Source organism: Ectopseudomonas toyotomiensis (genome assembly GCF_017167985.1).
In the GTDB taxonomy this organism is placed as follows: domain Bacteria; phylum Pseudomonadota; class Gammaproteobacteria; order Pseudomonadales; family Pseudomonadaceae; genus Aquipseudomonas; species Aquipseudomonas toyotomiensis.
On record NZ_CP070505.1, the window covers coordinates 4,974,061 to 4,996,089 of the forward strand.

The window sequence follows — 22,029 nt, forward strand, 5'->3', positions numbered from 1 at the left end:
GGCTGCGGCTCTGGCTTTACTGCGAGACCGGCCTGAGCCGGACTCGCAGGTGTTACAGGTATAGCAACTTGCGAATCAGGTACCGCTCTGCAGCAGCATGTTACGCACGTGGCCGATCGCCTTGGTCGGGTTCAGACCCTTGGGGCAAACGTTCACGCAGTTCATGATGCCGCGGCAACGGAACACACTGAACGGATCGTCCAGCGAAGCCAGACGCTCAGCAGTCTTGGTGTCACGGCTGTCGGCCAGGAAGCGATAGGCCTGCAGCAGCGCAGCGGGACCGAGGAACTTGTCAGGGTTCCACCAGAACGACGGGCAGCTGGTCGAGCAGCACGCGCACAGGATGCACTCGTACAGGCCATCGAGCTTCTCGCGCTCTTCCGGCGACTGCAGACGCTCGATGGCCGGAGCCGGCGTATCGTTCTGCAGGAACGGCTGCACCTTCTCGTACTGCTTGTAGAAGATGCTCATGTCGACGACCAGGTCACGAATGACCGGCAGACCCGGCAACGGACGAATCACCAGCTTGCCGCCCTTGAGGCCGGCAGCGGAGATCGGCGTGATGCAGGCCAGGCCGTTCTTGCCGTTGATGTTCATGCCGTCGGAACCGCATACGCCTTCACGGCAGGAACGACGGTAGGAGAAGCCTTCGTCCTGCTCCTTGATCAGCGCCAGCACGTCGAGGACCATGATGTCCTTGCCGCCGGTGTCGACCTGGAAGTCCTGCATGAACGGAGCAGCGTCCTTCTCCGGGTTGTAGCGATAAACACTGACTTGCAACATATCAGTCACCCTTAATAAGTCCGAACCTTGGGTTCAAATGCCGGAACGGTCTTCGGCGCGAAGTTGACATCACGTTTGGCAACGCGCTTCTCGCCTGGGAAGTACAGGGAGTGGCACAGCCAATTCTGATCATCGCGCTCCTCGAAATCTTCACGAGCGTGGGCGCCACGGGACTCTTTACGAGCCTCGGCCGCGACCGCGGTCGCTTCGGCGACTTCGAGCAGGTTTTGCAGTTCCAGCGCTTCGATACGCGCAGTGTTGAACGCCTGGCTCTTGTCCGCGATTTTGACTTTCGCGATGCGCTCACGCAGGTCGGCCAGTTGTTGGATGCCCTTCTGCATGTATTCGCCGGTACGGAATACACCGAAGTAGTTCTGCATGCACTGTTGCAGCTCTTTACGCAGCGGGGCGACGTCTTCGCCGGTGCTGCGCTCGTTGACACCGGCCAGGCGCGACAGCGACTGTTCGATGTCGGTTTCGCTGGCGCCACGGACTTCCACGCCTTCTTTCAGCGCTTTTTCCAGGTGCAGGCCAGCGGCACGGCCGAATACCACCAGGTCGAGCAGGGAGTTGCCGCCCAGACGGTTGGCACCGTGCACCGATACGCACGCCACTTCACCTACAGCGAACAGACCTTCGATGATCTTGTCGTTGCCGTTGGCGTCCTGAGTGATGGCCTGGCCATGAATGTTGGTCGGCACGCCGCCCATCATGTAGTGGCAGGTCGGGATGACCGGAACCGGAGCGACGACCGGGTCGACGTGAGCGAAGGTCTTGGACAGTTCGCAGATACCCGGCAGACGGCTGTGCAGCACTTCTTCGCCGAGGTGGTCGAGCTTCAGCAGTACGTGGTCCTTGTCCGGGCCACAGCCGTTGCCGGCGATGACTTCCTTGACCATCGAGCGCGCAACCACGTCGCGACCGGCCAGGTCTTTGGCGTTCGGCGCATAACGCTCCATGAAGCGCTCGCCATGGGCGTTGATCAGGTAACCACCCTCACCACGGCAGCCTTCGGTGACCAGCACACCAGCGCCGGCGATACCGGTCGGGTGGAACTGCCACATTTCGATGTCCTGCACCGGCACACCGGCACGCAGGGCCATGCCCACGCCGTCACCGGTGTTGATCAGCGCGTTGGTGGTGGAGGCGTAGATACGACCCGCACCGCCGGTGGCCAGAACCACGGCCTTGGAGCGGATGTAGACGGTTTCGCCAGTCTCGATGCAGATGGCGATGACGCCGACGATGGCGCCGTCCTGGTTCTTCACCAGGTCAACCGCGTACCACTCGTTGAGGAACGAGGTGCCGGCTTTCAAGTTGGCCTGATACAGGGTGTGCAGCAGTGCATGACCGGTACGGTCGGCAGCAGCGCAGGTACGAGCAGCCTGGGTCGGATTGTCCGGGCCCTTGGACTGGCCACCGAACGGACGCTGGTAGATGCGGCCCTGCTCGGTACGGGAGAACGGCAGGCCCATGTGCTCGAGCTCGAACACGGCTTCCGGACCGACGGAGCACATGTATTCGATAGCGTCCTGGTCACCAATGTAGTCGGAACCCTTGACGGTATCGTACATGTGCCAGCGCCAATCATCGTTCGGATCGGCCGAAGCGATGGCGCAGGTGATGCCACCCTGAGCGGAAACGGTGTGCGAACGAGTCGGGAACACCTTGGTGACCACGGCAGTCTTGTGACCGCCTTGGGCCAGTTGCAGCGCAGCACGCATGCCGGCGCCGCCGCCACCCACGATGATGGCGTCATAGGAAAGAGTACGGATGCTAGCCATGAATCAGAAACCCCACAGAATCTGCACGCCCCAGACGAACATCGCGAACATCGCGATGCCACACACGGCCTGGAACAGGAAACGCACACCAGTCGCCCACTTGCCCAGCGCCATCGGCGTCAGGTAGTCGGTGGAGATGGTCCACATGCCAACCCAGGCGTGCACGCTCAGTGCAACAAGGGCCAGCAGGCTGAAGATGCGCATTGCGGTATGCGAGAACAGACCATGCCATTCGGCGTAGCCCATACCCGGATTACAGATCACATAGCCCAGCAGAAACAGCGTGTAAGCCGCGAGAACGACCGCAGAAACGCGCTGAGCCATCCAGTCATAGAGGCCCGAACGCGAGAAATTCGTGACATTAGTTACCATATCCACACCCCCAGCAGCACGATCACTACCACCGCCACGACGACGACGATTTTCGAGCCCAGCTTGCCGCCTTCCAGCGTCTCACCGATGCCCATGTCCATGATCAAGTGGCGTACACCGGCCACCAGGTGGTACAGCAGAGCGGACAACAGACCCCAGATCACGAACTTGGCCAGCGGACTGGTCAGGCATTCTTTCACCTGGGCGAAGCCCTCCTCGGAGGTCAACGACTTGTCGAGGCCAAACAGCAGAATGGCGATACCGACAAAGAGGATGACACCGGAGATACGGTGAAGAATGGACGTGTAAGCGGTGATCGGAAGCTTGATAGTCCGAAGGTCTAGGTTTACAGGTCGTTGGCTATTCACGGCTTTTTTATCACACTGAGAGCCCCTAACGATCAGGGCAAAGTTGTTGGGAAGTGCACTGGCAAGGTACCCATCACCCAATGAGTGACAACCGCCATGACACGGCCCTAAAGCCTGTGGCGGTCGGCCGCAGAGTATAGACAGTTAGCAGACTAATGACAATGCAATGCCCTCCCCCAAAAAGCGCATTGCAGCCTTTAAACAAATGGCGTAAATAGCGCCCTTTTTTCGTTGAAAATACCGTTCAAACCCTTCTACTGCCTGGGTTCTCGCAAATTGACTTTCGGATTTATCCCACTATAGTGGTGCGGGCCCTGCGTGGGGGGCTGTCTGATGATTTCAAGCATAACTAGGAGGCCACATATGGCTGACAAAAAAGCGCAGTTGATCATCGAGGGCAATGCCCCCGTCGAACTGCCCGTTCTGACCGGCACTGTTGGTCCCGATGTAATCGATGTGCGGAGCCTGACCGCCACGGGTCGGTTCACCTTTGATCCTGGTTTCATGTCGACCGCCTCTTGCGAGTCGAAGATCACCTATATCGACGGCGACAAGGGCATCCTGCTGCACCGCGGCTACCCCATCGAGCAGCTCGCCGAGCAGTCCGACTACCTGGAAACCTGCTACCTGCTGCTCAATGGCGAACTGCCGAGCAAGGAAGAAAAGGCCAAGTTCGTCAGCACCATCAAGAACCACACCATGGTTCATGAGCAGTTGAAGACCTTCTTCAACGGTTTCCGCCGCGATGCCCATCCGATGGCCATCATGTGCGGGGTGGTTGGCGCCCTGTCCGCCTTCTATCACGACTCGCTGGACATCAATAACCCGCAGCACCGCGAAGTGTCGGCCATGCGCCTGGTGGCCAAGATGCCGACCATCGCTGCCATGACCTACAAGTACTCCATGGGTCAGCCCATGATGTACCCGCGCAATGACCTGAATTACGCGGAAAACTTCCTGCACATGATGTTCAACACACCGTGCGAGATCAAACCGATCAGCCCGGTGCTGGCCAAGGCGATGGACAAGATCTTCATCCTCCATGCCGACCATGAGCAGAACGCCTCCACCTCCACCGTACGCCTGGCTGGTTCCTCGGGTGCCAACCCGTTCGCCTGTATCGCAGCCGGTATCGCCGCGCTGTGGGGCCCGGCACACGGTGGCGCCAACGAAGCCGTACTGGCCATGCTCGACGAGATCGGTGACGTTTCGAACATCGACAAGTTCATTGCCAAGGCAAAGGACAAGAACGACCCGTTCAAGCTGATGGGCTTCGGTCACCGCGTCTACAAGAACCGCGACCCGCGCGCCACCGTGATGAAGCAGACCTGCGACGAAGTCCTCGGCGAGCTGGGCATCACCAATGACCCGCAGCTGGAACTGGCCATGCGCCTGGAAGAGATCGCCCTGACCGATCCGTACTTCAAAGAGCGCAACCTGTACCCGAACGTCGACTTCTACTCGGGCATCATCCTCAAGGCCATCGGCATTCCGACCTCGATGTTCACCGTTATCTTCGCCCTGGCACGTACCGTGGGCTGGATCTCGCACTGGAAGGAAATGCTCTCGGGTCCGTACAAGATTGGCCGTCCGCGCCAGCTGTACACCGGTTACGAGCAGCGCGACCTGCCGACCAACCGCGACTGATAGCGCCCTGAGACGAAAAAGGCTGCCAATCTGGCAGCCTTTTTTATTGCCTGGCGAGCATCTCGCTCAGCGCCCTTCCACTTTCGCTCGCAACCCCTGCAGCGTCTGCAGCGGCGCATCGACGACGAAGCTGTTGGCCAGCCAGGAGGGCACGCTTCCACCCGGCTCGGTGTGCACCTCGTAGGTCACCTCCACCCTGCCCTGGTCCAGCGGTTTGAGATGCCACTCGCCGTCGACACGCTGCACCCGCACGAACCCCTTCTCCTCCGGCAATCGCTGCGGCACCGCCTTGAGCAGGCGCGTGACAGCGCCGTCAGCATCGGTGCGCGTGGTCACCTGAATCACCGAATCACGCGCCTTCACCGGCCAGGGCATCTCGAAACGGGTGTACAGCTCGCTCACATTACCCTCGGTCTCGAGCAGTCGCTGCTGCTGGCAACTGAAGATCCAGGAGCAGGATCCCGCGACATCTTCCTGCGCCGCCTGTACCGCGGCCAGATCAGCGTTGATCGTCACCACACCGCGATAGGCCTTGTACTTGGATCCGGGCACGTCAGCCAGGTAAACGCTCACACCGTCTTCTTCGCGCTCCAGCTGCCACTGCCTCTCGGCAGCCTGGACAGCGGTCGCGCACAACATCATGGCCATAACGGAATAACGCATCATCTTCGAGCAACTCCCGGTGGGACTGTTTGCGTTTCGACCCGCACGGGCCGTGAGCGGTTCACATCGTCAGGCAGTCGCCTGCTCCAGCCAACCCAACATACGAATGGCGCTTTCGCGATCATCCGCGCACAACTGCTCTTCCGCCTTGAACCCAGCGCACACTGCAGGCCTCTCCGGGCGACCGAAGATGGCGCAAAGAAACTCGGCATTGAGATGGATACAGCGCACGCCAGCGGGCTTGCCCTCAGGCATGCCCGGAATCGGTGAACTGATGGAAGGCGCGATGCAGCAGGCACCGCAACCGGCACGACACTCCATTAAACGACCTCAACAGGAAGCGAACGGCGGCGATCCTAATGAGGCGCGCGCCGTCCGTCGAGGCCTTTGGCGATCAGCGGTTACGCTGCAGGCGCGCCAGCAGGCTGGAGGTATCCCAACGCCCACCACCCATGGCCTGAACGTCAGCATAGAACTGATCGACCAGCGCCGTCACCGGCAGCTGTGCGCCGTTGCGACGCGACTCGTCGAGCAGGATCGACAGATCCTTGCGCATCCAGTCGACCGCGAAGCCGAAATCGAACTCGCCCGCCAGCATGGTCTTGTAGCGGTTTTCCATCTGCCAGGACTGCGCCGCGCCCTTGCTGATCACATCGACCACCGCATGGCCATCCAGCCCTGCGCACTGAGCGAAGTTCAGCGCCTCTGCCAAGCCCTGAACCAGCCCGGCGATGCAGATTTGATTGACCATCTTGCTCAACTGGCCGCTGCCGGCCGGCCCCATCAGGCGCATCATCCGCGCGTAGCTCTGGATGACCGGTTCGGCAATCGCATAGGTTTCGGCCTCGCCACCGACCATCACGGTCAGCACGCCATTGACTGCACCGGCCTGACCACCGGATACCGGCGCATCGAGAAAACCCAGGCCACGCTCGGCCGCAACAGCGGCCAGCTCACGTGCCACATCGGCCGAGGCGGTGGTGTGATCGACCAGAATGGCGCCCGGCTCCATACCGGCGAACGCACCCTGCTCGCCCAGAATCACGCTGCGCAGGTCGTCATCGTTACCGACGCAACACATCACCAGTTCGGCGCCCGCCACCGCCTCACGCGGGGTCGGCGCAGAGCTGCCGGCGTATTCGCCCATCCATTGCTCGGCTTTGCCCGGCGAGCGGTTATAGACCGTCACCTGATGCCCTTTGCGAGCCAGATGCCCGGCCATCGGATACCCCATGACGCCCAAACCGAGAAACGCGACCTTTGCCATAGCAACCTCCTGCAGATATAGGCGCCAGAGCCTAACACGACGTTTGCCCTGGTCGAAAAGGCCTTCCATACTGCCTGCGGTTCTATTCAGAACGGGTGCTTGAGCTTGGAGCCTTGGCCCTGATGCCAGGAACCTTTTCCATGCAGCGAGGCCGAAGCGCAACAGATCGCAGACAGGTTCTAAGGAGCGCCCATGGGGCATTGGCTAGTCATCGACCTGGAGGCCACCACCGATGAGGGCGGCTGGGCGATGGAGGAAATGGAAATCATCGAGATCGGCGCCAGCCTGGTTGGCGTGGATGGCCATGAGCGGGATCACTTTCAGCGCATCGTCAAACCACAGCGCCGCCCGTGCCTGACCGACTTCTGCCGCGAACTCACCCACATCAGCCAGACCGACGTCGACAATGCAGCACCCTTACCTCAAGTCTGGGCTCAGTTCGAACGCTGGCTGATGCAGCACGCCTCACGCCTGGTCGGCTGGAGCAGTTGGGGGGATTATGATCGACGTCAACTGGAACAGGAGTGGCGCCAGCACCGCTTGCATAGTCTGCTGGCCGATGTGCCACACCTCAATCTCAAGCAGGCTTTCGCCAAGGCTCGCCAGCTACAGCGCCCGGTAGGCCTGCACAGCGCGCTGCAGCTGGCCGGCATGCAGTTTCAGGGACAACAACACCGCGCCCTGGAAGATGCACGCAACACCGCGCGCCTGTTGCCGTTGGTACTGCCTCTCAAAGACTGATGACGAAGAAAAGGCGCTTGGGCATACTGGCGGCCCTTTTAAAGCCTACCTTCGGGCCGTCGCTACGCGACGTTTAAAATGGCTCCCTGCAACTTTTCCAACCCCTTTCGAGGAATCGCAGATGTTCAAGGTCAACGAATACTTCGACGGCACCGTCAAATCCATCGGTTTCACCATGGCTGAAGGCCCTGCCACCATCGGCGTAATGGCCCCGGGCGAATACGAATTCGGCACCAGCCAACTGGAAGTCATGCATGTCATCGCCGGCGCCCTGACCGTCAAACTGCCGGGTAGCGACAGCTGGAACACCTTCGAAGCCGGCAGCACGTTCACCGTCGAGGCCAACAGCAAGTTCCAGCTCAAGGTGGCCGTAGACACCGCCTACCTCTGCGAATACCGCTAACAGGCCGTTGAAAAACTACCTACGTTGGCAATACCGCGTTTGCGAGCCCAGTCAAAATGCTCATTTACAGCCTGTAAACTCAGCTTTTTCGGTCACTTTTGCCTTGCCTTGCCTTGCCTTGCCTTGCCTGCCTCGCCTACGTGTTTTCAACGGCCTGGCAGCCACCAGGCGCCACGAAGAACCGGCCCCAGCGGCCGGTTTTTCTTTGATGATCACCACCTGGATATAGCCCATGTCACGCAGTGCACTTCTCGTCCCCATTGCCTTGTTGCTGGTGGCCATGGTTTCGATCCAGAGCGGCGCGTCGCTGGCCAAGAACCTGTTCCCGCTGGTCGGCGCCGAAGGCAGCACAGCCCTGCGCCTGGTGCTCGGCGCGATCATTCTGTCGCTGGTGATGCAGCCCTGGCGGGCCAAACTGGATCTGCGCAAGTGCCATGCCCTGCTCGCGTACGGCCTGGCGCTGGGCGGCATGAATCTGATGTTCTACATGTCCCTGCAGAGCATCCCGCTGGGCATCGCCGTGGCGCTGGAATTCACCGGCCCACTGGCTCTGGCGCTGTTTTCCTCGCGCCGCCTGCTGGACTTCGTCTGGGTGATTCTGGCCATCATCGGGTTATGGATGCTGCTGCCAACCGGCGCCACGCAAAGCGCCATCGACCCTCTCGGCGCAGCTCTGGCCCTCGGCGCGGGTGTGTGCTGGTCGCTGTACATCATCTTCGGGCAGAAAGCCGGCGCCCAGCATGGCCGCCACACCGTCGCCCTGGGCACCTGGGTCGCCGCCTTGCTGGTCTTGCCCATTGGCATCTGGCATGCCGGCACGGACCTGCTGAGCGTGGACCTGCTACCCATCGCCCTCGGTGTCGCGGTGCTGTCCTCGGCCCTACCCTACAGCCTGGAGATGATCGCCCTGACGCGCCTGCCCGCACGCACTTTCAGCGTGCTGATGAGCCTGGAGCCGGCAGTCGCGGCAATGTGCGGCCTGGCCTTTCTCGGCGAGAAGCTGCTCTGGGGCCAGTGGCTGGCCGTCGGTGCGATCATCATCGCCTCGGCCGGGGCAGCCACGACCATCAAACCCAAGAGCTAGTTGCCGAACTGCAACTCGGCCAAACGCGCATAGAGCGGACTACTCTCGATCAGCTCGGCATGGCTGCCGATGGCAGCCAAACGGCCATGCTCGATCACCGCAATGCGATCCGCCTGCTTGACCGTAGCCAGGCGATGGGCGATCACCAATGTGGTACGCCCGGCCATCAGCGACGGCAGCGCCTGCTGGATCAGGTGCTCGCTCTCGGCATCCAGCGCGCTGGTAGCCTCATCGAGCAACAGGATAGGCGCATCGGCGAGCAAGGCACGGGCAATCGCCAGGCGCTGACGCTGCCCCCCGGATAGCCCGAGCCCGGCCTCCCCCAGATGAGTCTGGTAACCCTGTGGCAGGCGCTGAATGAACTCGTGCGCATGCGCTGCCCGCGCGGCTGCCTCCACCTCGGCCTGGCTGGCATCCAGACGACCATAGCGAATGTTGTCCTCCACCGAGCCGAAGAACAGCGCGGGGTTCTGCGAAACCAGGGCGAAACTGGCGCGCAGCTCGCGCGGATCAAGCTGATCGATCGGCACGCCGTCGATGAGGATGCGCCCGCCCTGCGGATCAAAGAAACGCAGCAGCAGATCGAACAGCGTCGACTTGCCAGCGCCGGACGGCCCCACCAGTGCCAGCGTCTCGCCTGCCGCCACCTGCAGGTCGACGCCATCGATGGCGTAGCTGTCCGAACGCGACGGATAGGCGAAACGCACATCCTGCAGCTCGATACGCCCCTGTACCGGTTGTGGCAGATGCTGCGGCTGTTCTGGCGCCACGATGGCATTACTGGCACGCAATAGCTCGCCGATACGCTCGGCGGCGCCTGCGGCGCGCTGCAATTCACCGATCACCTCGCTCAGCGTGCCGAAGGACGAGCCAACGATCAGGCTGTAGAACACGAAAGCCGCCAGCTCACCACCGGAGATACGCCCGGCGATCACGTCCATACCGCCGACCCAGAGCATCACCCCCACCGCACCGAGCACCAGCACGATGACCACGGTGATCAGCCAGGAACGCTGGGCGATGCGCTTGCGCGCCACATCGAAGGCGGCCTCGGCGGATTCGCCGAAACGGCGCTTGTCCTCATTCTGGTGGTTGTAGGCCTGTACCGTCTTGATCTGCCCCAGCACCTCACCGACATAACTGCCGACATCGGCCACGCGGTCCTGGCTCTGCCGCGACAGCGCGCGCACACGACGGCCGAACAGCAGGATAGGCGCCACCACCAAGGGTAGAGCCAACAGAACGATACCGCTGAGCTTGGGATTGGTGACCACCAGCAGCACGCTGCCACCGATCAACATGATCAGATTGCGCAGTGCCATCGACAGCGACGAGCCAATCACCGACTGCAACAAGGTGGTATCGGCGGTCAGCCGAGACTGGATTTCCGAGCTGCGATTGCTTTCGTAGAAACCGGGATGCAACTCGATCAGGTGATCGAATACCCGTCGACGGATATCCGCGACCACACGCTCGCCGATCCACGACACCAGGTAGAAGCGCGTGTAGGTGCCGAAGGCCAGCGCCAATACCAGCACGAAGAACAGCAGCAGGGATTGGCGCAGCGCGGCCGGCGACTGCGTGGCCAGTCCCTGATCCACCAGCAGCTTGATGCCCTGGCCCATGGACAGGGTGATTGCCGCGGTGAACATCAGGGCCAGCAGCGCGCCCAACACTCGGCCGCGATAAGGCGCAATAAAGCGCCAGGCCAGGCGTATGGCGCCACGCTGGCGAGAAGAAAGCATGGATGTCATGACGGGTCTCAGGAGTCAGCAGCCGAGGGCGCTTCAGCCAGCCAGGCCACTGCGCACAAGGCCAGCGCAGCCAGGTTGGTCGAAAGCGGATTGAACGCCTGAATCAACAGATGGGGGCTCAGCAGCACAACATCAAGCAGCAATACCAGCAACACCCCGCCAGCGACCAGCAAGGGCCAACGCTGGCGCCGCACCGTCAGCAGCAGGACGCCCAGAAGGAACTCGGCAATACCGCCGACAGCCGCGATCAGCTGCGGGGCGAACAGCGGATGATCTGGCAGACCATGGGCCGCGATCATCGCCACCTCGTCAGGGCTGAGCCAGAGAATCTTCGGCGCCAGGCCGTGCCAGATGAATACCAGTGCCAGAGCCAAGCGAGCGAGCCAGGCGATCTGCGCCAGACGCCGTTCAGTCATGCAAAAAACGCTCGGCATGGTCCGCGCTGGGCAGCAAGAAGACCTCGTGCCGCCCGAACAGGTGATAGCGATTCAGCGCGATGCGGTCATAGCACCAATCGCGCAGCGGGCGCGGGATAAGACGCAGCCAGGCAAGCGCACGCCAGGGCTGTGGCAGGCGAACAAGGATGCGCAGCAGCGCGTCCGAGCGTACATGCAGCCCCGCCTCATCGATCAGCGCCATGGTGTCGAAACGGTCGGTCGGCAGCCCATGCCAGGCCAGCAATGCCTGGCCCTGCACCGATTGCACCGAGGCCAGACGAAACTGCAGCTGCCGATCATGACGGATGAGAAACTTCGCCCAGCCGTTGCACAGCTTGCAGACGCCGTCGAACAGGACCACGCGCTCGCCAGCGGCAAGACCGGGCGGCAGCGATTGCCTGGTCATTGCGCAGCGCTCGCCCGCTGGGCAAGCGGGCGGTAATGGCCGGTGATGCGGTAGGCGAACAGAATGTCCTCCTCCTGCGTGCCGCGACCGATGTTATGCAGCACCAGCGGCGTAGCCGTTGGCGCCTGACGATCACTGATGATGCCGATATGAGTGAGGCCACGACCCAAATCCCAGGTGACAATATCGCCGGGCTGGTATGCCGCGGCATCCTGCTTGACCGGCAACGACCAGCCCTGACGCTTGAACCAGGTCATCAGGTTGGGCACACGGCGGTGATCGATATTGCTGTCCGGGCGACTCAGCCCCCAATTCTTCGGATAGACGGAGAAGTTGCCGCGCATGTCGCGATGCACCGCTTCCTGCAGATCCAGCCCCTGCTGACGCAGTGCGCGGATCACCACGTCGGTGCAGACCCCGGTGGCCATGGGCACGTCGCCGCCCGGATAGCTCAGGCGGCGATAAGCCGGGTCATAGCTCAGGGTCACGCCGACCTGCTGGCGAGCATCGAGCACCAGCCTGTCCGCCTCGATGGCCTGCACAGCAAACGCCAGCGACCAGAGCAGCAGCGCGATCAGCATGCGCATATCGATCTCCTATCGACTCAGGGGGTACAGCAGTTCTTCCTTATAACCGGCCCAGACCCGCACTACATCGGGAAAAGCGTCGTCCAGGCTCACGTCGCCACTGTCGACCAGCAGCGGCCGGCCTTCCAGTGTTGCCAGCTTGCGCTTGGTCGCCACCACCCGCAGGCGCTCCAGGCCAACGGTGCGCAGCACGCGCGGGCTGATCTGCTGGTTGCCGCGGCCGATGATATGGCCCTGACCGCCAATCGCGGTGACCAGCAGATAAGTCGGGTGCCCTTCGACCAGGGCGAACAGCTCGACTTCATTGACGTCGCGGGCGATGACTCGGCCATCCTCGATCACATCGACGCCGAGCAAGGTGGTTTCCAGGCCAAGATTCTGCGCCAGACCGTGCAAGGTCGAGCCGGGACCGAACACGTAGCGCGCACCCGGTTCCCACTCACTCTCGAGCCAGGCGGCCAGATCAGCCAACACCAGCTCTTCGGACTCCACACCACCCTGCTTGACCGCCTGCACGTAGCCGCCCTCCTGCGGCACGCACAGCTCGCCGTACCAGCGCGCGGTGACGCGGCCTTCGCGCAGGGCGCTTTCGTCGATGTCACGCACCTCACCGCTGGCCAGTCGTACCAGGCCGCCCTCCACCAGGCGCGCAGTCAGCTCGCCTGCCGCTCGCGGGCTGATGGCGTAGACGCCGGACTGGATCTTCACCCCCGCCGGAATACCCAGCACCGGTTGGCCGTCCCTGACGGCGGCACAGACATCACGCGCAGTACCATCACCGCCTGCGAAGAGAATCAGCGCCACACCGGCGTCCTGTAGCTGCTGCACTGCCTGGCGGGTGTCTTCGGCAGTGGTCGGCTGCGCACCGACCTGCCCCAGCAGGCGATGTTCGAAGCCCATCTGCGCCAAAAGATCGCCACCCATGGCGCCCGGGTAGCTGACGAACTCGATGCGCTCATGCAGAGTCAACAACTGCTCAAGCGCGGTGCGTGTACGTTGCACTGCCTTTGGCTCGACACCCAGAGCCAGCGCCTGCTCGGCCATGCCGTCGCTGCCCTTGAAGGCTGCAGGACCACCCAGCCCGGCCAGTGGATTGATGATCAAACCGATATGAAAACGCGACATGAATTCCTCGTTCCACACAGGCTGGCACGCAGCCTGCAATACGACTTTCGCAATGTGTTTTGTGACGGAGTTCCGCCGTCGCAACTGTCACCGCGCCTTCATCTAACAGCCCTAGACTGGCGCGCATTACTGATGAGGAGACAGGCCATGAGCTTGCAAGACAACGCTGCCCAGTACCCCACCAACAAACATCAACAGGCGCCGGTGGGCGGTTTTATCATTGATGGTCAGGGCCGCGAAGTGCCCATTACCGAAGAGATGATCAAACAGGCCTGCGACGCCCTGGAAGAAGGCCGCCAGCGCGCCAGCCAGCAGACTTGAACCCAAGGCGCCAGGCACGCAATGTGCCTGGCGTGCCTGCCTCAATCGCGTGGCACCAGCTTCAGCGACAGTGAGTTGATGCAGTAGCGCAACCCCGTCGGACGGGGGCCATCAGGGAACACGTGCCCCAGATGCGCGTCGCACTTGGCGCATTTGACTTCGATTCGATGCATACCATGGCTGTAGTCGTCGAGGCTGGCGATCACCTCGTCGTTGATCGGCTGATAGTAGCTCGGCCAACCGCTGCCAGAGTCATATTTGGCATCCGAATCGAACAGCGCCTCGCCACAGCAGGCGCAGTGGTAAATGCCTGGGGTCTTGCTGTCGTGATAAGCGCCAGTGAACGGCCGCTCCGTGCCGCCCAGACGACAGACATGAAATTGCTCGTCAGTCAGCTCTTCGCGCCAGCTATCCAGGGGTTTGTCGACTTTATCCACGAATGGGGTTCCTCCTCGGTAATTGGGCAATACGCAGCAGTACAGGCAGCACCAGCATCTGGCAGCTTCGAGAGTGAGGTTTCTGCGACTGCAGCGCCTCTGTGCGCCGCGTGGCAGGCCAGAAAAAAGCAGGGCTGATACCTTTGCCGCGCTCAGGTCGCCACGTATGATTCGACCCCAGTCTGTCACCCACGTTACGGGCTGCCAAGATTCCCTGCCGGGAGAATTTTGCAGCGTACTTCAGTGGGTTCTCCATAGCTCGGGAATCCTTACATGCAGGTCAGCAAATCGAACAAGCTCGCCAACGTCTGCTACGACATTCGCGGGCCGGTGCTCAAGCACGCCAAGCGTCTGGAAGAGGAAGGCCATCGCATCCTCAAGCTGAACATCGGCAACCCGGCGCCGTTCGGTTTCGAGGCACCGGAAGAAATTCTCCAGGACGTCATCCGCAACCTGCCAACCGCCCAGGGCTACAGCGACTCCAAGGGGCTGTTCAGCGCGCGCAAGGCGGTGATGCAGTATTACCAGCAGAAGCAGGTCGAAGGCGTCACCATCGAGGACATCTACCTCGGCAACGGTGTCTCCGAGCTGATCGTGATGGCCATGCAGGCACTGCTCAATAACGGTGACGAGGTGCTCATCCCCGCACCCGACTATCCGCTGTGGACCGCTGCCGTGGCGCTGTCCGGTGGCAAGCCGGTGCATTACCTGTGCGACGAGCAGGCTGGCTGGTTCCCGGATATCGCCGACATGCGCGCCAAGATCACGCCCAATACCAAGGCCCTGGTGCTGATCAACCCGAACAACCCGACCGGCGCGGTGTACTCCAGGGAAGTGCTGCTGGATATCGTCGAACTGGCGCGCCAACACAACCTGGTGATCTTCTCCGACGAGATCTACGACAAGATCCTCTACGACGAGGCCGTGCACATCAGCACCGCCTCGCTGGCACCGGACGTGCTCTGCCTGACCTTCAACGGCCTGTCCAAGAGCTACCGCGTGGCGGGTTTCCGCTCCGGCTGGGTGGCCATCTCCGGACCCAAGCACCGGGCGCAGAGCTATATCGAAGGCCTGGATATCCTGGCCAACATGCGTCTGTGCGCCAACGTGCCGAGCCAGCACGCGATCCAGACCGCGCTCGGCGGCTACCAGAGCATCAATGACCTGGTATTGCCCAACGGCCGCCTACTGGAGCAGCGCAACCGCGCCTGGGAACTGCTCAACGACATTCCCGGGGTCAGCTGCGTCAAGCCCATGGGCGCGCTCTACGCCTTCCCGAAGATCGACCCCAAGATCTGCCCGATCCACAACGACGAAAAGTTCGTCCTCGACCTGCTGCTGTCGGAAAAACTGCTGATCGTCCAGGGCACCGCCTTCAACTGGCCGTGGCCGGATCACTTCCGTGTGGTCACCCTGCCCCGCGTCGACGACCTGGAGCAGGCCATCGGTCGTATCGGCAACTTCCTCAAAGGTTACAGCCAGTAAGCCGACATGGATCTGCAGATCGACGATTTCTACAAGGACGCCGCCAGCGGCCTGCTCATGCTCTATCAGGCCTTCCCGCGCAAGATGGCGCTCTACGTGGAAGACCTGATCGGGCGCGAGGAGCCGGACGAATTCGGCCTGCCCAGCAAGCGTCACCAGGCCTGTCTCGGCGCGTTGCTGTGGCTGGCCGAGGAAGGCTATCTGCGCTTCGAGTCGACAATCGCTTACGACGCGCTGGATCAGGCGGTGCTGAGCGAGAAAGGTTTTCTGCGCCTGTCGCGCGCCATTCCCCACGCTTTGCGCGAGGGTGAAGTGCTGCCGCCAAGCGTGCGCCGCGTACACGCCACATTGGCATTTCAACTGCGCGAGGCCCTGGCCCAGCAGCACGGCGAGCGCACCGCCCGCCTCACTCGCCTGCTGTTCGAGAGCACGCTACAGGGTCAAGAGACATAGTTTGAAATAGTCGCTGGTTGAAAGCCCCAGGGGGGCGCCCTTATATAGCCGGCATTACTCGTACGTCTTTCCCCGTGAGGAGTCCGTTCACACCATGATGCGCATTATGTTGTTCCTGGCCACCAACCTGGCGGTTCTGGTTATCGCCAGCATCACCCTCAAACTGCTGGGGGTCGACCGCTTCACCGGCCAGAACCATGGCAGCCTGCTGATTTTCTGCGCCGTGTTCGGTTTCGCCGGCTCGCTGGTGTCGCTGTTCATCTCCAAGTGGATGGCGAAGATGAGCACCGGCACGCAGATCATCACCCAGCCGCGCACCCGTCACGAACAGTGGCTGCTGCAGACCGTCGAGGAGCTGTCGCGCGAAGCCGGGATCAAGATGCCTGAAGTCGGCATCTTCCCGGCCTACGAGTCCAACGCCTTCGCCACCGGCTGGAACAAGAATGACGCACTGGTCGCGGTCAGTCAGGGTCTGCTCGAGCGCTTCTCCCCCGATGAAGTGCGTGCGGTGCTGGCCCACGAAATCGGCCACGTGGCCAATGGCGACATGGTCACCCTGGCGCTGATCCAGGGCGTGGTGAACACCTTCGTCATGTTCTTCGCGCGCATCTTCGGCAATTTCGTCGACAAGGCGATCCTGAAGAACGAAGACGGCCACGGCATCGGCTACTTCGTCGCGACCATCTTCGCCGAGTTGGTACTGGGCATCCTCGCCAGCATCATCGTCATGTGGTTCTCGCGCAAACGCGAGTTCAAGGCCGACGAAGCCGGTGCTCGCTTGGCCGGCACCGGCGCGATGATCGCCGCGCTGCAGCGCCTGCGCGCCGAACAGGGTGTGCCGGTGCATATGCCTGACAGTCTCACCGCCTTCGGCATCAACGGCGGCCTGAAGAACGGCCTGGCCGGCCTGCTGATGACCCACCCGCCGCTGGAAGACCGTATCGAGGCACTGCGCCGCCTGGGCTGATCCTTCGGCTGCACACGAAAAAGGCGACCCTCTGGTCGCCTTTTTCATTGGGCCGCCGCTAGCGGCGCGTCAGATGGAAGACTCGCTCGTCTACCGCCGCGAGTCCGCTCTCGGCGAAGCGCGGATTCCCCGTCAGCACGTCCTTTTCCTCGACCATGCGCAGCGTCCAGCCGGCGGTGAAATGCCGGTCCACCTCGGCATCTTCTACCGAGAACGGTGGGCCATCCATGCGCTGCTGGTCGTATACCAGCGTCACCAGCAGTCCCTGGCAGGCATCCGGCAATATCGCCTGCAAATGAGCGACGTAGCGCTCGCGCATTTCCGGCGGCAAGGCGATCAGCGCAGCGCGGTCATAGAAGGCCCGGCACTCGGCAACGTCCTCACGGCCCAAGGCAAAAAAGTCGCCACACAAAATCCGCAGCGTGCCCGCCTGGTAGACCTTGAACGCACCGTACTGCGACACCTGTGGCTGCACATCACGCTCAGCAAAGAAATCCTGCACCGCGCGCTCGGCCAGTTCCACACCGATCACCGCATGCCCCTGCTCCGCCAACCAGACCAGATCGAGACTCTTGCCACACAGCGGCACCAGCACCGCCGCACCTTTCGCCAGCCCGAGCGCGGGCCAGTGACGACGCAGGTAGCCGTTGACCTTTTCCTGATGAAAACCGATTTGGCTGCGCGCCCACCTGTCCTGCCAGAACGCCTCATGCATGAATAAACCTCCATAAATTCGATAGGAATGACCAACTATTTATGCTGGAATCCGATAGATCCAGCAACGAAGATGGCGTCATCCTACTTCAGGAGCTGATCGTCATGCTGCCCAGTCTGTTCATTTCCCACGGTTCCCCCATGCTGGCCCTGGAGCCCGGTGCCAGCGGCCCGGCGCTGGCCAAACTGGCCGCCGATATACCCAGACCCAACGCCATAGTGGTGGTGTCGGCGCACTGGGAAAGCCAGCGCCTGCTGCTGACGGCGGGCGAGCACCCGCAGACCTGGCACGACTTCGGCGGTTTTCCAGCCGAGCTGTATGCCGTGCAGTATCCGGCACCCGGCGCACCGAAGCTGGCCGAGGAGATCGCCCAGCAACTGAACGACGCAGGTCTGTCCGCACAGCTCGATACGCAACGCCCCTTCGACCATGGCGCCTGGGTGCCGCTGTCGCTGATGTATCCGCAAGCCGACATCCCCGTTCTGCAGCTATCGCTACCCAGCCGCCTTGGCCCCGAGCTACAGACCCGCGTGGGCCGTGCGCTGGCCAACCTGCGTACACAAGGCATCCTGCTGATTGGCTCCGGCAGCATCACCCATAACCTGGGCGAGCTGAACTGGCGTGCCGGCCCGGACGTCATCACGCCCTGGGCCAAGACGTTTCGCGACTGGGTGGTGGAAAAGCTCGAAGCGGACGACGAAGAGGCCTTGCACCATTACCGCCAGTTGGCGCCGAATGCCGTGCGCAATCACCCTACCGAAGAACACCTGCTACCGCTGTTCTTCGCACGTGGTGCTGGCGGTACCTTCACGATTGAGCACAGCGGTTTCACCTACGGAGCCCTGGGGATGGATATCTATCGCTTCGGCTAGCCGCTGTTTTTCACGCTATCCCAGGCGATCTGCGCCAGTAGCTCGCGGCACTCGCTCAGCTCGCTCTGAGTGCGGCCAGCCAGCCAGTTGCGCGCCAGATCATGCGTCGGGCCGATCACCACCGAGGCGAAACAGTCGTCCGGCAGCGCTTTGAATAGTCCCTGCCGACGGTACTCGGCGAGCGCCGTGAGAATCTGCGAAAAATGCTGACGATTGGCTTCGCGCAGTGCATCGCCCATTTCCCCCGCTTCGACCCGACTACGGCTGTGCAGGATGAAACGCGCCCAATCAGGATTGGCCACCACCCAGTCGATGTAGCTGGTCACCAGCAACTTGACGCAGGCCTCGGCGCTGGCCGCGCTGGCAAATCCGCGCTGCAGCAGCTCGGCGTATTGTTCGGTGCCGGCCAGATAGAGCGCAGCGATGATCCGCTCCTTGTTGCCGAAGTGGTGATACAGACTGCCGGTGCTCGCACCAGAACGGTCACGGATCATCTCGATGGTGGTGACATCGACACCGTGCTCGGTGAAGCAGGCCAGTGCAGCCCGCAGGATCTCGTCTTTGCGTGATGGACGGGCCATGCCGCTCCTTATGACTAGAATATTTTTCTAGAATAACTTTCCAATGTTCGTATACTGCTCCGGCGCGCGCTCATCTTCAATCGCAAACACGCAGGAGAGAGTCATGAGTCAGATGTTGCAGATGTTCCAGCAGGCCGGCGCTGCCCAATTCAGCGCGATGATTGGCCAGGTCGCCCCCTACTTCGCCAGCATCGCCCCGCAGATGGTCGAGCTGCGCCCCGGCTATGCCGAGGTCCGCTTCGCCAAACGCCGTGAAGTGCTGAATCATATCGGTACGGTGCACGCCATCGCCTTGTGCAATGCTGCCGAGCTTGCCGCCGGCAGCATGACCGACGCTTCCATTCCTGACGGTTGCCGCTGGATTCCCAAAGGGATGACGGTGGAATACCTGACCAAGGCAGACGGCGACATCCGCACGGTGGCCGATGGCAGCAAGGTGGATTGGGATCAGACCGGCGACATCAAGGTGCCAGTGATGGCCTACGTTGGTGACAAGCCGGTGTTCCGCGCAGAAATTACCATGTACGTCAGTCCGGCCTGAAATACAGAGGCCCGTCATTGACGGGCCTCTGATCCACTCAATCGAGTCGCACCAGGATACGGCCCACCATGCCGCCAGAGAGTATCCGCTCGATGGCCGTCGGCAACTCCGTCAGGCCTATTTCCTGACATAGCGGCGCAAGATCGAGCTTCCACTGCAGCGACAGCTTGTCCCACATCGATGCCTTGACCACCAGCGGCAGCTCCACCGAGTCCACGCCCAGCAGATTGACCCCACGCAGGATGAACGGCAGCACGCTGGCCTGGAAGCCGACACCGGCAGTCAGCCCGCAACAGGCCACGCTGCCGCTGTGGCGCAGCGACTTGACTACATTGAACAGGATGTCGCCACCCACTGTGTCTACCGCTCCCGCCCAGCGTTCCTTCAGCATCGGACGCTCACTACCTTGCTGCAGCTCTTCGCGGCTGACGATCTCATCAGCACCGAGACCACGCAGGAAATCGCCCTGTTCAGCCTTGCCGGTCGCGGCGGCTACGCGATAACCGAGTTGCTTGAGCAGCACCACGGCGATGCTGCCAACGCCGCCCGTGGCGCCGGTGACCAGCACGGTGCCGGACTCCGGAGTAACGCCGGCCTGCTCCAGCTTGTCCACGCAAAGGGCAGCGGTCAGGCCGGCGGTACCGAGAATCATCGCCTCGCGCAGCGGCAAACCTTGTGGGCGCTTGATCGCCCAGGCGGCCGGTACGCGGATGTACTGACCGAAACCGCCGGCTGTGTTCATGCCCAGGTCGTAGCCGGTAACGATCACCTCGTCGCCCACGGCGAACTCGGCAACACTGGAGGCTTCAACTACACCGGCCGCGTCGATACCGGGCGTATGCGGGTAGGCCTTGGTCACACCCCGATTGCCGCTGGCGGACAGGGCGTCCTTGTAGTTGAGCGAGGAATAGCGCACGCGAATCAGCAGCTCGCCCTGCGGCAGTTGTTCGACGTTGCGCTGGACCACTTCACGCTGGAAACCGCCATCGGCGCCTTCGCTGACCAGCAAGGCCTTGAACTCGGTCATCACCCTCTCCTCTTGTCGTGGTTCGCGGCTACGCGGCGCGCAGCCCATCATGAACGAAGCGTTACCAGAAGCGCTGCTGATTGAGCCTGCTCAGCCAGGTCAGGACGAAGCGATCTGCCGCCATGCTGGCCGCCAGCCCGACACGCTCCTGCAGACTCTTTTTATGAGCGAAATGCAGATGGAACAGTTCAGCCTCGACGGCGCGCTCGGCCAGGTACTGGTCGCTGGTCTTGAGTTCGTCAACCAGCAGGCGCTCTTGCGCCGCCATGCCCAGCCAGACTTCACCGGTGGCGATGGCATCGATATCCAGCTGAGGGCGGTAACGAGCAACGAAGCCCTTGAACAGTTCGTGGGTGGTCTCCAGGTCTTCCTGGAATTTCTCCCGGCCCTTTTCCGTGTTCTCACCGAATACGGTCAGCGTGCGCTTGTATTCGCCGGCCGTCAGCACCTCGAAATCGATTTCGTGCTTCTTCAGCAGACGATGCACGTTAGGCAACTGCGCCACCACGCCAATGGAGCCGAGGATGGCAAAAGGCGCACTGAGAATCTTCTGTCCGATGCAGGCCATCATGTAGCCGCCGCTGGCCGCTACCTTGTCCACGCACACCGTCAACGGGATACCCGCATCGCGGATACGCACCAGTTGCGACGAAGCCAGGCCGTAGCTATGCACCATGCCGCCACCACTTTCCAGGCGCAGCACCACTTCGTCCTCGGCCTTGGCCATGGACAACAGGGCCGTCACTTCGTGGCGCAGGTTGTCGGTAGCTGACGCCTTGATATCGCCATCGAAATCCAGCACGAACACCCGCGGTTTGCTGGGCGGCGCTTTCTTTTCCTGTTTGGCCGCCTTGGCCTGCGCCTTGCGCGTGGCCTTGAGCTGATCCTTGGACAGCACGCTGTGCTCCAGGCGCTCGCGCAGATCCTTGTAGAAATCATTGAGCTTCTGCACCTGCAACTGACCACCGCCGCGCCGCCCTCTGCTGCGCGTGGCGGCGATCGCCACCAGCACCACGACGATGGCGACCACCAGGGTCAGGGTTTTCGCCAGAAAGCTGGCGTACTCGCTAAAAAACTCCACGGATCCCCCTTGGACAATGCAGCGGCGCCTGAGCGCACAAAGGCTCAAGCATACCGGCGCAGCGACTCGCCGGCCAAGCGCGGCAGCACTGCACAATGGACATACAAGCAATTCAAACAAGCGTATGT

At 61.9% G+C, this 22,029-nt stretch carries 28 protein-coding genes; 10 read left to right on the forward strand and 18 right to left on the reverse strand.

The genetic code is table 11. The annotated features are described in order from the left end of the window. Positions 1-75: 75 nt before the first annotated feature. The 4 genes from JWV26_RS23050 to sdhC are packed head-to-tail and all read right to left on the reverse strand — an operon-like array spanning position 76 to position 3,307. The gene (locus JWV26_RS23050) at positions 76-783 is read right to left on the reverse strand and encodes a succinate dehydrogenase iron-sulfur subunit (protein WP_013715382.1); all 708 of its coding nucleotides are present in this window, start codon (positions 781-783) and stop codon (positions 76-78) included. Between the two features lie 11 nt (positions 784-794). Next, a complete protein-coding gene (sdhA, locus tag JWV26_RS23055; protein WP_003459985.1) occupies positions 795-2,567 on the reverse strand; it encodes a succinate dehydrogenase flavoprotein subunit in 1,773 nt (590 codons plus the stop codon). Positions 2,568-2,570: 3 nt separating this feature from the next. After that, positions 2,571-2,939 (reverse strand): succinate dehydrogenase, hydrophobic membrane anchor protein, encoded by a 369-nt coding sequence (gene sdhD, locus JWV26_RS23060; RefSeq protein WP_024308045.1) that lies wholly within the window; start codon positions 2,937-2,939, stop codon positions 2,571-2,573. After that, a complete protein-coding gene (gene sdhC, locus JWV26_RS23065) occupies positions 2,933-3,307 on the reverse strand; it encodes a succinate dehydrogenase, cytochrome b556 subunit (protein WP_072423864.1) in 375 nt (124 codons plus the stop codon). Before sdhC ends, sdhD begins: the two co-directional genes overlap by 7 nt. Positions 3,308-3,670: 363 nt before the next feature. On the opposite strand from sdhC, the gene gltA reads away from it, so the two are divergent. Then, positions 3,671-4,954 (forward strand): citrate synthase, encoded by a 1,284-nt coding sequence (gltA, locus tag JWV26_RS23070; protein ID WP_017676770.1) that lies wholly within the window; start codon positions 3,671-3,673, stop codon positions 4,952-4,954. 66 nt (positions 4,955-5,020) lie between these two features. Here the strand turns inward: gltA and JWV26_RS23075 are convergent, their stop codons facing one another. The 3 genes from JWV26_RS23075 to JWV26_RS23085 form a co-directional block, all read right to left on the reverse strand. Then, complete coding sequence (locus JWV26_RS23075; protein WP_196458139.1) at positions 5,021-5,620, reverse strand: START domain-containing protein; 600 nt, start codon at positions 5,618-5,620, stop codon at positions 5,021-5,023. A gap of 66 nt (positions 5,621-5,686) precedes the next feature. Further along, positions 5,687-5,938 carry a YkgJ family cysteine cluster protein gene (locus JWV26_RS23080; RefSeq protein WP_072423863.1) on the reverse strand — a complete coding sequence of 84 codons (252 nt, stop codon included), beginning with the start codon at positions 5,936-5,938 and terminating at the stop codon, positions 5,687-5,689. A 73-nt stretch (positions 5,939-6,011) separates the two neighbouring features. Continuing rightward, positions 6,012-6,884, reverse strand: coding sequence for an NAD(P)-dependent oxidoreductase (locus JWV26_RS23085; RefSeq protein ID WP_079783684.1), 873 nt, complete (start codon positions 6,882-6,884; stop codon positions 6,012-6,014). A 192-nt stretch (positions 6,885-7,076) separates the two neighbouring features. On the opposite strand from JWV26_RS23085, the gene JWV26_RS23090 reads away from it, so the two are divergent. Both JWV26_RS23090 and ppnP read left to right on the forward strand, forming a co-directional pair. Next, entirely contained in the window at positions 7,077-7,625 is a 549-nt protein-coding gene (locus JWV26_RS23090; RefSeq protein ID WP_045735996.1) for a 3'-5' exonuclease, read from the forward strand. A gap of 121 nt (positions 7,626-7,746) precedes the next feature. Beyond that, positions 7,747-8,028, forward strand: coding sequence for a pyrimidine/purine nucleoside phosphorylase (gene ppnP / locus JWV26_RS23095; RefSeq protein ID WP_072423861.1), 282 nt, complete (start codon positions 7,747-7,749; stop codon positions 8,026-8,028). Positions 8,029-8,088: 60 nt separating this feature from the next. Here the strand turns inward: ppnP and JWV26_RS23100 are convergent, their stop codons facing one another. Beyond that, entirely contained in the window at positions 8,089-8,310 is a 222-nt protein-coding gene (locus JWV26_RS23100; RefSeq protein ID WP_206419275.1) for a hypothetical protein, read from the reverse strand. On the opposite strand from JWV26_RS23100, the gene rhtA reads away from it, so the two are divergent. Further along, positions 8,261-9,112, forward strand: coding sequence for a threonine/homoserine exporter RhtA (gene rhtA, locus JWV26_RS23105; RefSeq protein ID WP_206417911.1), 852 nt, complete (start codon positions 8,261-8,263; stop codon positions 9,110-9,112). The genes JWV26_RS23100 and rhtA overlap by 50 nt on opposite strands. On the opposite strand, the gene JWV26_RS23110 is transcribed toward rhtA, so the two are convergent. The 5 genes from JWV26_RS23110 to JWV26_RS23130 are packed head-to-tail and all read right to left on the reverse strand — an operon-like array spanning position 9,109 to position 13,421. Further along, positions 9,109-10,866 (reverse strand): ABC transporter transmembrane domain-containing protein, encoded by a 1,758-nt coding sequence (locus JWV26_RS23110; RefSeq protein ID WP_072423859.1) that lies wholly within the window; start codon positions 10,864-10,866, stop codon positions 9,109-9,111. The two genes, rhtA and JWV26_RS23110, sit on opposite strands and share 4 nt — an antisense overlap. 8 nt (positions 10,867-10,874) lie before the next feature. After that, positions 10,875-11,282 (reverse strand): DoxX-like family protein, encoded by a 408-nt coding sequence (locus JWV26_RS23115; protein WP_206417912.1) that lies wholly within the window; start codon positions 11,280-11,282, stop codon positions 10,875-10,877. Next, a complete protein-coding gene (locus JWV26_RS23120) occupies positions 11,275-11,709 on the reverse strand; it encodes a thiol-disulfide oxidoreductase DCC family protein (RefSeq protein WP_206417913.1) in 435 nt (144 codons plus the stop codon). Before JWV26_RS23120 ends, JWV26_RS23115 begins: the two co-directional genes overlap by 8 nt. Next, positions 11,706-12,296 (reverse strand): DUF1287 domain-containing protein, encoded by a 591-nt coding sequence (locus JWV26_RS23125; RefSeq protein ID WP_072423857.1) that lies wholly within the window; start codon positions 12,294-12,296, stop codon positions 11,706-11,708. The genes JWV26_RS23120 and JWV26_RS23125 overlap by 4 nt, the downstream gene beginning before the upstream one ends. Before the next feature lie 9 nt (positions 12,297-12,305). Beyond that, positions 12,306-13,421, reverse strand: a complete 1,116-nt coding sequence (locus JWV26_RS23130) for an ATP-NAD kinase family protein (RefSeq protein WP_072423856.1) — start codon at positions 13,419-13,421, stop codon at positions 12,306-12,308. Positions 13,422-13,568: 147 nt separating this feature from the next. On the opposite strand from JWV26_RS23130, the gene JWV26_RS23135 reads away from it, so the two are divergent. Next, positions 13,569-13,742, forward strand: a complete 174-nt coding sequence (locus JWV26_RS23135) for a PA1571 family protein (RefSeq protein WP_175549314.1) — start codon at positions 13,569-13,571, stop codon at positions 13,740-13,742. A gap of 41 nt (positions 13,743-13,783) precedes the next feature. Here JWV26_RS23135 and msrB read toward each other — a convergent pair whose 3' ends face one another. Beyond that, complete coding sequence (gene msrB, locus JWV26_RS23140; protein WP_072423855.1) at positions 13,784-14,179, reverse strand: peptide-methionine (R)-S-oxide reductase MsrB; 396 nt, start codon at positions 14,177-14,179, stop codon at positions 13,784-13,786. A 273-nt stretch (positions 14,180-14,452) separates the two neighbouring features. Between msrB and JWV26_RS23145 the strand changes: the two genes are divergently transcribed. The 3 genes from JWV26_RS23145 (at position 14,453) to htpX (ending at position 17,084) form a co-directional block, all read left to right on the forward strand. After that, entirely contained in the window at positions 14,453-15,664 is a 1,212-nt protein-coding gene (locus tag JWV26_RS23145; protein WP_072423854.1) for a pyridoxal phosphate-dependent aminotransferase, read from the forward strand. A 6-nt stretch (positions 15,665-15,670) separates the two neighbouring features. After that, positions 15,671-16,117: a hypothetical protein gene (locus JWV26_RS23150; protein WP_003459949.1), complete on the forward strand. Its 447-nt coding sequence runs from the start codon at positions 15,671-15,673 to the stop codon at positions 16,115-16,117. Between the two features lie 94 nt (positions 16,118-16,211). Further along, the gene (gene htpX / locus JWV26_RS23155; RefSeq protein WP_072423853.1) at positions 16,212-17,084 is read left to right on the forward strand and encodes a protease HtpX; all 873 of its coding nucleotides are present in this window, start codon (positions 16,212-16,214) and stop codon (positions 17,082-17,084) included. 58 nt (positions 17,085-17,142) lie between these two features. Here htpX and JWV26_RS23160 read toward each other — a convergent pair whose 3' ends face one another. Continuing rightward, positions 17,143-17,799 carry a thiopurine S-methyltransferase gene (locus JWV26_RS23160; RefSeq protein ID WP_072423852.1) on the reverse strand — a complete coding sequence of 219 codons (657 nt, stop codon included), beginning with the start codon at positions 17,797-17,799 and terminating at the stop codon, positions 17,143-17,145. A 104-nt stretch (positions 17,800-17,903) separates the two neighbouring features. Here JWV26_RS23160 and JWV26_RS23165 point away from each other — a divergent pair, with 104 nt between their 5' ends. Continuing rightward, entirely contained in the window at positions 17,904-18,671 is a 768-nt protein-coding gene (locus tag JWV26_RS23165) for a DODA-type extradiol aromatic ring-opening family dioxygenase (RefSeq protein ID WP_072424203.1), read from the forward strand. Here JWV26_RS23165 and JWV26_RS23170 read toward each other — a convergent pair. Then, positions 18,668-19,252, reverse strand: coding sequence for a TetR/AcrR family transcriptional regulator (locus JWV26_RS23170; protein ID WP_072423851.1), 585 nt, complete (start codon positions 19,250-19,252; stop codon positions 18,668-18,670). The genes JWV26_RS23165 and JWV26_RS23170 overlap by 4 nt on opposite strands. Before the next feature lie 103 nt (positions 19,253-19,355). On the opposite strand from JWV26_RS23170, the gene JWV26_RS23175 reads away from it, so the two are divergent. Beyond that, on the forward strand, positions 19,356-19,793 hold the full coding sequence (locus JWV26_RS23175; RefSeq protein ID WP_072423850.1) for a hotdog fold domain-containing protein: 438 nt from the start codon (positions 19,356-19,358) through the stop codon (positions 19,791-19,793). Between the two features lie 37 nt (positions 19,794-19,830). Here the strand turns inward: JWV26_RS23175 and JWV26_RS23180 are convergent, their stop codons facing one another. Then, entirely contained in the window at positions 19,831-20,820 is a 990-nt protein-coding gene (locus tag JWV26_RS23180; RefSeq protein WP_072423849.1) for a YhdH/YhfP family quinone oxidoreductase, read from the reverse strand. Positions 20,821-20,881: 61 nt separating this feature from the next. After that, on the reverse strand, positions 20,882-21,901 hold the full coding sequence (sohB, locus tag JWV26_RS23185; protein WP_072423848.1) for a protease SohB: 1,020 nt from the start codon (positions 21,899-21,901) through the stop codon (positions 20,882-20,884). Positions 21,902-22,029: the final 128 nt, after the last annotated feature.